3 protein-coding genes and 1 pseudogene are annotated in these 11,688 nt (G+C 62.1%); 2 read left to right on the forward strand and 2 right to left on the reverse strand.

Annotation, left to right across the window (positions count from 1 at the left end; translation table 11 throughout):
• The first annotated feature begins 272 nt into the window (after nt 1–272).
• Both F6B93_RS03440 and F6B93_RS23685 read left to right on the forward strand, forming a co-directional pair.
• A complete protein-coding gene (locus tag F6B93_RS03440; protein WP_425518525.1) occupies nt 273–7,049 on the forward strand; it encodes a PPE domain-containing protein in 6,777 nt (2,258 codons plus the stop codon).
• 586 nt (nt 7,050–7,635) lie between these two features.
• Nucleotides 7,636–7,704, forward strand: a pseudogene (locus F6B93_RS23685) (hypothetical protein); the annotation flags it as partial.
• Between the two features lie 569 nt (nt 7,705–8,273).
• On the opposite strand, the gene F6B93_RS03450 reads toward F6B93_RS23685, so the two are convergent.
• Nucleotides 8,274–10,457, reverse strand: a complete 2,184-nt coding sequence (locus F6B93_RS03450; RefSeq protein WP_211697750.1) for an acyltransferase family protein — start codon at nt 10,455–10,457, stop codon at nt 8,274–8,276.
• Between the two features lie 47 nt (nt 10,458–10,504).
• Nucleotides 10,505–11,371: an alpha/beta hydrolase gene (locus F6B93_RS03455; protein ID WP_211697751.1), complete on the reverse strand. Its 867-nt coding sequence runs from the start codon at nt 11,369–11,371 to the stop codon at nt 10,505–10,507.
• Nucleotides 11,372–11,688: the final 317 nt, after the last annotated feature.

Consider the following 11,688-nt stretch of genomic DNA (forward strand, 5'->3'; position numbering starts at 1 on the left):
TCGCTTCCCGACCGCACCAGCAGCCAACCTACGACCGCTCGAACCCTGCACTTGGCCCGGAAAAACGCCACGTCAGAGACCGCGACCGAGGCCAAGATAGGACAAAGGTCCTATTCAATATCGCAAATCAACGACGTAGAACTTGATGGCACAACCTGGATTACAGCAGGCTCGGCCACAGTCGACGCCGTGGCCTGCGGCACGTCCGGGCGGACAACCGCGTGGCCAAGACCCGGGACGAGCAAGACCCGGGACGAGAAGGGGTTGGGGCGTTGAATTTTTCGGTATTGCCACCCGAGATCAACTCAGCCAGGATCTTCGCGGGTGCGGGCACGGGACCGATGCTGGCGGCGGCGGCGGCCTGGGATGGGGTGGCTGTCGAATTGGCTTCGGCGGCCAGTTCCTTTAGGTCGCTGACTTCTTGGCTGGCAGGGGAGGCGTGGCAGGGTCCGGCGGCGGCGGCGATGGCGGCGGCGGCGGCCCCGTATGCGGGATGGCTGGCTGCGTCGGCGGCGCAGGCTGAGCAAACGGCCCTACAGGCCCGCACGATTACGGATGTGTTTGAGGCGGTGCGCGCGGCGACGGTGAATCCGGCGATGATCGCAGCCAACCGTTCCCAGCTGGTGTCGCTGGTGATGTCGAATCTGTTTGGGCACAACGCGCCGGCGATCGCCGCCGCCGAGGCCGCTTACGAGCAGATGTGGGCACAGGATGTGGCCGCGATGGTTGGCTATCACGCCGGGGCCTCCTCGGTCGCCTCGGCATTGACGAACGTTGCTCAGCCGCTGAAGAACCTGGCCGGTCTGCCGGCCCAGATGGCCAGCGCGATTGGCAGCGCGCCCGTGGCCGGCGCGGCCGTGAGAAGTGCGGCTGCGGCCAGCCCGATTGCGGCGCCCGCAGCGGCGGTCGCCGCCGCGGCGGCGGGCTCGTCCAGATCGCTCGGCTTCAGCCTGGGTGTGGCCAACCTCGGCGTCGCCAACGTGGGTAGCGGCAACGTCGGCGTCCTCAACTTCGGCGCCGGAAGCTTCGGTAGCAACAATGTGGGATCTGGAAACTTCGGCAGCAACAATATCGGCGCTGGAAACTTGGGCAGCGTCAACTTCGGCCCGGCAAACCTCGGCAATTCTAACCTGGGTTTTGCGAACATCGGCAGCGGGAACATCGGCTTTGCGAACACCGGCAACAACAATATTGGCATTGGGTTGACCGGCAATAACCAGGTCGGCATCGGTGGCCTGAATTTCGGTGGCGGCAATATCCTGAATTCGGGTGCCAATAATATCGGGTTGTTTAACTCGGGCACCGGGAATATCGGCTTCTTTAACTCCGGCAACGGAAACTTTGGTATCGGGAACGCGGGCAACAACAACGCGGGCTGGTGGAACACCGGATCGGCGAACAGCGGATTCTTGAACGCGGGCTCCTTCAACACGGGCACCTTCAATGTGGGTGACGCCAACACCGGAAGCATGAACACCGGTAGCTACAACACCGGTGATGTCAACCCGGGCTCCTTTAACACCGGTAGTTTCAACACCGGTGACACCAATACCGGGTTGTTGAATTCAGGCAATATCAACACCGGTGCCTTCAACGCGGGCAACATGAATAACGGGTTCTTCTGGGTTGGTAATGGCCAGGGCGGTCTCACGTTCGCACTTAATTCGCCGGCCATGACCTTGCCTGCTGTGGAGATACCGGGGATTAGTATCCCGGCCCTCGACCTGCCGGAGATTGCGATACCGTCGCTGTCTCTTCCGGCGGCAACGACGCCCGCTGATATCATTGTGGGCGGATTTGGATTTCCCGAAATAACGATACCTTCGATAACAATACCGGAAGTCAGCATACCGCCGATAGCTGTCAACGGGTTTGCGTCGCCCACAATAGTGGTGCCCGAAATAACTATTCCGTCGGCTAACATAGTTGGCAGCGGCATTGTGGATTCGTTTACGACGCCCGAAATTACGGTCCCTGCGATCAACATTCCACAATTTACGATCGGCGGAACTGGCAGCGTGGGCGGGTTTACCGGACCCGCGATTACAATCCCCGAGATAACTATGCCCCCTATATCGTTCGGCACCTTCACGACACCTACGATAACGATGCCGAAGCTCGATTTTCCCAATGCCACTTTGCCCGCAATCAATTTCCCCGGCGACCCATTCTCTGACGGCGTCCCGAACACCACCATCGGCCCCGGATCGATCTTCGTAGCGAATATGGATTTCGGGGGTGGTGCTGGTGATACCTTCATCTACATCGTGCCATTTTCTTTTGACCCAACTGTGCTTACGCTTGGCGCGATCGGCGCGGGCCCTTTGCCCCAATTCACCATCACTGACATCGAGCTGCCCAACGTCACATTCTCATCCTTTTCTATTGGCGGCATTGAGATCGGAACTTTCGGATTGCCGACAATCGTGACCCCTCAGATCTCTACGCAAGAGTTGACCATTCCCTCCATCGCTGTCAGCGACTTCCTCACGCCCCTCATGCGGACACCTGCGATTAGCACTCCCCAAGTTGTCATCGACAGCATCAATGTCGGTGCGTTTGCTTTGCCGGCAATCGGCATTCCGGAGATCACGACGCCCGAGTTGACGATTCCCTCGGTTGGTGTCGGTCAGCTTGCCTTGCCGCAAATCGGCATTCCCGAGATCACGACGCCGGAGTTGACCCTTCCGTCGGTTGGGGTTGGTGGTTTTAGCACTCCTGGGCTCACCATCCCCGGTGCCACGTTGGCCGCTACCAACATCGCGCAGTTGGTCATCCCGCCGACGCCGGGCTTTTTCAACTCGAGCGACGCACCATCGTCGGGCTTTTTCAATACGGGCACCGGCAACAGTTCGGGCTTCGGCAACAGCGGTGCCGGCCTCTCGGGTTGGTTTAACGAGAGTCCGATCGGGCTGGCCTTCGGCTCGGGATACCAAAACGTCGGCGCCGCCTTCTCGGGGTTCTCCAACCTCGGCAACAGCGTCTCGGGACTTGGTAACCTGGGCACCCTCCCGTTCGCCAATAACCTGGGTCTGGCCAACCTCGGCGTCGCCAACTTGGGCAACGGAAACGCCGGCGTCTTCAACTTCGGCAGCGGAAACCTTGGTAGCAACAACTTCGGTTTGGGAAACTTCGGCGGCAACAATGTCGGTTCCGGAAACTTGGGGAGCCTCAACTTCGGTCCGGCAAACCTCGGCGATTCCAACCTGGGTTTTGCGAACATCGGCAGCGGAAATATCGGCTTTGCGAACATCGGAAACAACAATATTGGCATTGGGTTGGCGGGCGACAATCAGGTCGGCATCGGTGGCCTGAATTTCGGCGGCGGTAATATCCTGAATTCGGGTGCCAATAATATCGGGTTGTTTAACTCGGGCAACGGGAATATCGGCTTCTTTAACTCCGGCAACGGAAACTTTGGTATCGGGAACGCGGGCAGCTTCAACACGGGTTGGTGGAACACCGGAGAAGTGAACACTGGATTCTTGAACGCGGGCTCCTTCAACACGGGCAACGTAAACCCGGGCTCCTTTAATACGGGTGACTTCAACACCGGTGACACCAACACCGGGTGGTTGAATTCGGGCAATATCAACACCGGTGCGTTCAACGCGGGCAACATGAATAACGGGTTCTTCTGGGTTGGCAATGGCCAGGGCGGCCTCACGTTCGCACTTAATTCGCCGGCCATGACCTTGCCCGCTATCAACATACCAGGGATCAGTGTCCCGGCCCTCGACCTGCCGGAGATCACGATACCGTCGCTGTCTCTTCCGGCGGCAACGACGCCCGCCGATATCATTGTGGGCGGATTTGGCTTGCCCGAAATAACGATACCTTCGATAACAACTCCGGAATTCAGCATACCACCGATAGCTGTCAACGGTTTTGGGTTGTCCACAATAGTGACGCCGCCAATAAGCATTCCGCCGACGCAAATAATTGGTGACGGCAGCATTGTGGCTCCGTTTACTGGGCCGCAAATTAGGGTCCCTGCGATTTCTATTCCGTCGTTTTCGCTCTTCGGCGGCTCTGTGAGCGAGTTTACCGGACCCGCGATTACAACGCCCGAGATAACTACGCCCGCTATATTATTCGGTAACTTCCATACACCTACGATAGCGATGGCGAAGTTCGATTTTCCCGCAATCGATTTGCCCAGAATACACTTTGTCGGCGACCCATCATTCCCAGGCGTTCCAGACGAAGGCATCCCTGCGGGCTCGGTTCGTGTATCTGCTTTCGATGGCGGCGGCGTTGTTGGTGATGGAGACATCTACCTGACCCCATTTATCTTCGCCCCAACTCAGCTTCAGTTTGGCGCGATCTCCGCGTTCACTTTCCCCGACGTCGCCATCAGTGACTTCGGGCTGCCCAGCGCCACAATCCCATCCTTTACTATTCCCGGAATTACGTTCGGATCCTTCTCCTTCCCGACCATCACGTCCCCTCCTGTCATTACGCCGGAGTTGATCATTAGCCGGTTTGGGGTTGGTGGGGTTGATGGGTTCGCGTTGCCGGATATCAGCATTCCTTCGATCACAGCGCCAGGGTTGACCATTCCCCCCATCGGTGTCGGTCCGTTCGCGTTACCGCAAATCGGCATTCCGGAGATCACGACGCCCGAGTTGACGATTCCCTCGGTTGGTGTCGGTCAGCTTGCCTTGCCGCAAATCGGCATTCCCGAGATCACGACGCCGGAGTTGACCCTTCCGTCGGTTGGGGTTGGTGGTTTTAGCACTCCTGGGCTCACCATCCCCGGTGCCACGTTGGCCGCTACCAACATCGCGCAGTTGGTCATCCCGCCGACGCCGGGCTTTTTCAACTCGAGCGACGCACCATCGTCGGGCTTTTTCAATACGGGCACCGGCAACAGTTCGGGCTTCGGCAACAGCGGTGCCGGCCTCTCGGGTTGGTTTAACGAGAGTCCGATCGGGCTGGCCTTCGGCTCGGGATACCAAAACGTCGGCGCCGCCTTCTCGGGGTTCTCCAACCTCGGCAACAGCGTCTCGGGACTTGGTAACCTGGGCACCCTCCCGTTCGCCAATAACCTGGGTCTGGCCAACCTCGGCGTCGCCAACTTGGGCAACGGAAACGCCGGCGTCTTCAACTTCGGCAGCGGAAACCTTGGTAGCAACAACTTCGGTTTGGGAAACTTCGGCGGCAACAATGTCGGTTCCGGAAACTTGGGGAGCCTCAACTTCGGTCCGGCAAACCTCGGCGATTCCAACCTGGGTTTTGCGAACATCGGCAGCGGAAATATCGGCTTTGCGAACATCGGAAACAACAATATTGGCATTGGGTTGGCGGGCGACAATCAGGTCGGCATCGGTGGCCTGAATTTCGGCGGCGGTAATATCCTGAATTCGGGTGCCAATAATATCGGGTTGTTTAACTCGGGCAACGGGAATATCGGCTTCTTTAACTCCGGCAACGGAAACTTTGGTATCGGGAACGCGGGCAGCTTCAACACGGGTTGGTGGAACACCGGAGAAGTGAACACTGGATTCTTGAACGCGGGCTCCTTCAACACGGGCAACGTAAACCCGGGCTCCTTTAATACGGGTGACTTCAACACCGGTGACACCAACACCGGGTGGTTGAATTCGGGCAATATCAACACCGGTGCGTTCAACGCGGGCAACATGAATAACGGGTTCTTCTGGGTTGGCAATGGCCAGGGCGGCCTCACGTTCGCACTTAATTCGCCGGCCATGACCTTGCCCGCTATCAACATACCAGGGATCAGTGTCCCGGCCCTCGACCTGCCGGAGATCACGATACCGTCGCTGTCTCTTCCGGCGGCAACGACGCCCGCCGATATCATTGTGGGCGGATTTGGCTTGCCCGAAATAACGATACCTTCGATAACAACTCCGGAATTCAGCATACCACCGATAGCTGTCGACGCGTTTACGTTGCCCTCAATATTGACGCCGCCAATAAGCATTCCGCCGGCTGTCATAGGTGCCGGCAGTGTGGGTTCGTTTGCGACGCCCGAAATTACGGTCCCTTCGATTTTCATTCCGTCGTTTGAGATCGCCCCAGCTAACTTTGCTGGCGCAGTGTTCGGGTTTACCGGGCCCGAGATTACAACGCCCGAGATAACTATACCCCCTATATCGGTCGGCGGCTTCACTGGACCTGCGATAACGGTGTCGGCGTTCGTTTTCCCCAATATCGATACGCCGTCTATTACTGTTAATGTCCCCCCCAATACTCCTGGGGTTAAAATAGTTGCCGCCGATGTGGGCGGTCTTGTTGGCAATTTTGACATTCTCATCCAGCAATTTACGCTGCCCGCAACTCAGCTAAGGGGGGGCGGGTTCGACGCGTTCACTCTCGGCGGCCTCAACATCGGTGACATCGCGCTGCCCAGCGCCACAATCCCATCCTTTACTATTGGCAGCATTGAGACCGGTGCATTCGGACTGCCGCTCATCACAACCCCGGTGATCCAAACGCCATCGTTCACCATTCCCTCCATCGATATCGGCGACTTCGTCACGCCCGGCATTGAGACACCTCCGATTCTCGCTCCGTCGTTTACCATCAACAACATCGGTGTCGGTGCGTTCGCGTTACCGCAAATCGGCATTCCCGCGATCACCACGCCCCAGTTGACCATTCCCTCGGTTGGGGTTGGTGGGTTCGCGTTGCCGCAAATCAGCATTCCGGAGATCACCACGCCGCCGTTGACCATGCCGTCGGTTGGGGTTGGTGGTTTCAGCACTCCTGGGCTCAGCATCCCCAGCGCCACGTTGGCCGCCACCAACATCGCGAACGTGGTCGTCCCGCCGACGCCGGGCTTTTTCAACTCGAGCGACGCACCATCGTCGGGCTTTTTCAATACGGGCACCGGCAACAGTTCGGGCTTCGGCAATAACGGCGCCGGCCTCTCGGGTTGGTTTAACGAGAGTGCGATCGGGCTGGCCTTCGGCTCGGGATACCAAAACGTCGGCGCCGGCGTCTCGGGGTTCTCCAACCTCGGCATCGGCCTTTCGGGGCTCCGCAGCATCGGCCACCGGTTCGCCGGGTGGTTCTTGTAGGCCACCGCGCCATAGCCGGTCAGGGCGTGGCGCCCGCCGTGGGCTGCTGCGGGCACGGCGGGAGCGCCCGGACCGCCACCGCAGCGTCGGTGCCGTGTGGGGCCACTGGCCCCCGGCCGGGTGTTGGCGGCCGACGGACAACGCGACCCGGATCACGATGGCGCCCGTGTGGCGGTTGCTACCCACCCCACCCGATGGGTGCCGTCGCGGCAGCGGCGCCAGCAGCACGACGGTTGCTGGAGGCAGTACACCGGGAAGAGGGCCGCAGCAGGTCCGGCCCGGGCTACCGCGAAATCCTTCGCGTCGACGTCACCACCGCGGAGGACCGCGCCGGCTGGCTGACCTTCCCAGCGGTCGGTGACCGCGCGCGGCCCGTCCGGCTTCAAGCTCGTCACCGGGGACGCCCACGCCGGGCTGATCAACGCGAGCCGCGCAGCCGTGCCCGGCGCGGCTTGGCACGGTGTCGCACCCACCACGCAACCACGTTGATGGCGACCACTCCCAACGTGGCCGGTCGGGTGCACCTTACTGAACTCGGTATTCGATCAAACATGAAGCGCAATCCGTTGCCGCCCAGCATGATCAGATCGATCGACGCACTTGCCGACATGCTACCGAAGGCGCTGCACACCTCGAGGATGCCTGCAGCGGTCTGTTGGCGTTCACGACGTTCCCCCAACAAGTCTGGCGCCAGATCTGGTCGAACAACCCTCAACAAACGGGCCTAATCGGGCCGCTACTTCGCCCTCGGCCTCCTCAGGAAATCATGCGCTGCCCCAACGCACCGACCGAACACGAGGTCAGCCCGGCGGCACGGACCGCCTGACCCAGAAAGTCGAAGAATCCCACGACGACGGGCCGACCCACTACCCGACGACCTCCGTGAAGCGCTCAGCAGAATCAGCAGCCAACGTGAACACTGATTTGACCGAAGTCCGGCCGAGGGTGCGCACTCACGTTCGGACCTGACCTGAGTTACCGCCTCCCGCAACGGGTTTAGCGGCTCAATCCTCAGCGTGCCGTTCGTAGTCCCAGCGTTCCAAGCGCGCTTGTAATTGCAGCAGGCCAAGTCCGGCGATGGGTGTGGCCGCCATCAGGACGACCAACAACATCTGGTTCATCTCAACCTCCCGGACTCTTCATTGGTAACACGTTTGGCGTTTCTTCGTGGTTCATTTGGTGATATGTCTCACCTCCACTCGCGTCATTGATCGGAACTCGACGTCATTGATCGGACAGGGCACCATCGACGAGCGCACCGATCGCTGGTGCCAGCAGCTGCGCGTATTCGGTCGTGAGGTGATTGTCATCACGGAACACCAGCGTGTCGCCGACAATGACTGGGCAGCGGTCCGGAGTGCAGAACAAGTCGGTCAGATCCGCATAGTGGCCGCCGCCGGCCGTCGTCGCCGCCTGCTCGGCGGCGATGCCGCCGCTGTCGGCCGCGGCCGATCTGGGTGCCGCGCACGCAGTGGCATCGTCGAGATGCGCGGACAAGCAGTTAGGCACCGGCATCTGTGGGTCTGCAACCGGTCCGAGGACGAGGACGTCGGATCCGATGCTGTGCAGCAATGTCACGGTACGCGAAAGAGTTTCGATCCACGCCGGGTCGTAGGACGCGAAGCTGAAGTCCGGACGGTAGCGCCGGCTCATGCTGAGCACCACTAGTCGCGGCGGTTCGGCCCGCAAATGCGCGATGATCTGGCCGCGCCATTGCTCACATTCGGTGTAGTGACGGCCCAGATACGGGCTGTCGATCGGCAGATCCTGCATAGGGCAGGTGACTTTGGCCAGCGTCTGCAGCCGCCAGTGGCGTTGCTCGGCGATCCGCTGCAATGCCGGGTCCCACATGGCGGCGTGCGAGTCGCCGATCAGGGCCACCGTCGTCGGTGAGGCGGTGTCGCCGCTCACGCACCCGTCGTGGCCGAGCTCGTGGAGCACTTGGCGAAAGGAACGCATGCACCCGTTGACGAAGACGGCCGCCTTGTCGGCCGGAGCTTCGGCAAGCGACGGCTTCAGGTTGGACGGGACGGCTCGCGGCCCCGCCGACGCGGCGACCGCCGCACGCACCTGCGCGAAGGCGCTAGGAACCGGGTCGTGACGTGGATCTGCGGTCGGGTTGGTCGGTGGCAGCGTGACCATGTTGGCGGCCTGGGCGGCAACTCCGTGTCCCCGTGGCACCGGAATCACGATGAGCAGCAGTACGCATACGCTGGCGATGGCCGCGCTCGCTGCGCCAGCCAGCGCCAGACTGGCCTTCGCGGAACGGCGCAAAGCGGTGGCAAACCGACCGGGGTTCTCGACGAGATACATGGTGAGTACCGCCAGTCCCGCCGAGACGATCGTCGCGGCGAGCCGGCTTGGCAGGCCTGCGGGCGAGCCCAACAGTGGGGGCAGGAGCAGCAGTACTGGCCAGTGCCAGAGATACCACGAGTACGACACTCGGCCGACCGCCCGCATGATGGGTCGGCACAGCAGCCGACCGGCTCCCAGGCTCCCGGTGACGCAGCCTGCGCCGATGACCAGCGCAGTGCCCAGCACCGGCAGCAGCGCTGCCGTGCTGGGGTACGGCGTGTTCGGGCCCAGCTGGGTGCTGGTCAGCAGGATCAGAACCAGGCCGCCCCAGCCGGCGATCGCCGCGGGCAGCAGCGGCAGGCGGCGCCATTGTTGGACGCTCAGGGCTACGAGACCGCCGGCGGCCAGCTCCCAGGCGCGCGTCGGCAAGGAGAAGAAAGCCCATGGCGGCGACGTGCGGGTCCATATGATGGCGGTCGCCAACGATGCCGCACCAATCAGACCGAGGACCACCACATACGGCGCCCGTTGTGGCGAGGGGTTGCTGCCGACGGGTCGACCGGCACGGCGGGCGAGCCACGCGGTGGCGATGATCAGCGCCGGCCACACCAGATAGAACTGCTCCTCTACCCCCAGTGACCAGTAGTGCTGAAACGGCGAGGGCGGCAGGTCGGAAGCTAGGTAGTCGGTGCCCTGGTTGGCGAATCGGTAGTTGCCGACATAGAGGGCGCTGGCGATACCGTCCACGAAGATGCTTCTGGCCTGCAACGGCGGCAGCACGACGGCGGAGCCGATAGCGGTTGCGACGCCGACAGCAGCCGCGGCCGGTAGCAGGCGGCGGGCCCTGGCGCCGTAGAAGCGGCCGAGTCGGACGGTAGTTGTGGTGGTGACCTCCCGCCAGAGCATCCCGGTGATGAGGAAGCCGGAGATGACGAAGAAGACGTCCACGCCGATGAAGCCGCCCGCAATCCCGGGGATGCCCGCGTGGCAGAGGACGACCGCGACCACCGCGACGGCGCGCAGGCCCTCGATGTCGGGGCGGAACGCGGTCGCCGATGTCCGTGGTTCCCGGTCGCCGGGACCGCCCTTGGTGTCGAGCTGGCGTGCGGTCATCGACGCCGTCGGCGGTACCGGGTCTGGTGAGTCCTCATGTCGCCCGGCTAGGACGCCATCCAGGTCAGCTCGCGGGGGAGCTGCTTGCGCCAATACGTCACGTCGTGACCGCCGGGGGAGAACCCGCCCGCCGGGGGTGTCTGCAGTTGGTTAACGAACTGGCGTGTGGCGAAATAGAAGCGGTCGCTGGTTCCGCAATCGACACGCAGTGGAATCGAGTTCAGCGCCGGGCGGCCCAGCACCCGGTTGCGCATCCAATCCTCGTAGCTGTCGAACGCACCAGGGGCACTCCCGGTAAACGACGTGAACAACGCCGGGCTGATCGCACAGATCCCCGCGGTCCGTGCGGGGCCCAGGCGGGCACCCAGCAGCAGTGCCCCATATCCCCCCATGGACCACCCCAGGAATCCCACCCGGGAGGTGTCCATACCCATCGCGGTCAGCATCGGCAGCAGCTCGTCGAGCACCATCGCGCCGGAGTCTGCGCCGGATGCCCTTCGGTGCCAGTAGGTATTGCCGCCGTCGACACCCACCACCGCGAACGGTTGCTTGCCGGAGCTGGCCAGCTGCGCTAGGCCGGCCTCGACTCCGAGGTCCACCATCATGCCGGCGTTGCCGTCCTTGCCGTGCAAGGCGATCACCGGTCGCAAGAATTCGGCCTTGCCGGGCGGCAAGGCGATGACCCAATTGGTCTTGATGCCGCCGCGAGCTGCCGAGACGAACGACCCGGCGAGCTTCGTTCCCAGGGTGCTGCCGGCTGTCGGGGGTTCGAACGGGGAGGGAGCCTGCGGCGCTGCCTGGGGCCTCGGCGGGTCCAGCACGCTGCTCAATGCCCACACGCCCGCGGCTCCTGCGCTCGCAGCAGCGCCCATCCGTAGCGCGGTACGGCGGTTGAGGTCTCCCACGAGCGCCATCCTGCCGCGGTGAGCGGTGTCGCTGGCACAGCCACGCCGTAGCGCTGAGCAATCGTGATTCTGAGCGCACGCCCGATGCTTATGCGACCGCGCGATGGGCTTCGCAAGGCTGCTCCCACACCCAGCTGAGGTCGCCCAATCTGTGCCGTGACCAGGTCACTTCTGACCTAGGCGCACCGTCGTGTGCGACTACCACTAAACTAGTACGACGGTGCGGGAGTAACGTCGCCGTACGGCAACCCCGTTGGGGCGTGTCTGGGCGTGACGTGTTCGAGCCCAGCCCTGGTGGCGGAGCTCTCGTGCGAGGGATGCAGCGC

It is taken from the genome of Mycobacterium spongiae (assembly GCF_018278905.1).
Taxonomy (GTDB): Bacteria; Actinomycetota; Actinomycetes; order Mycobacteriales; family Mycobacteriaceae; genus Mycobacterium; species Mycobacterium spongiae.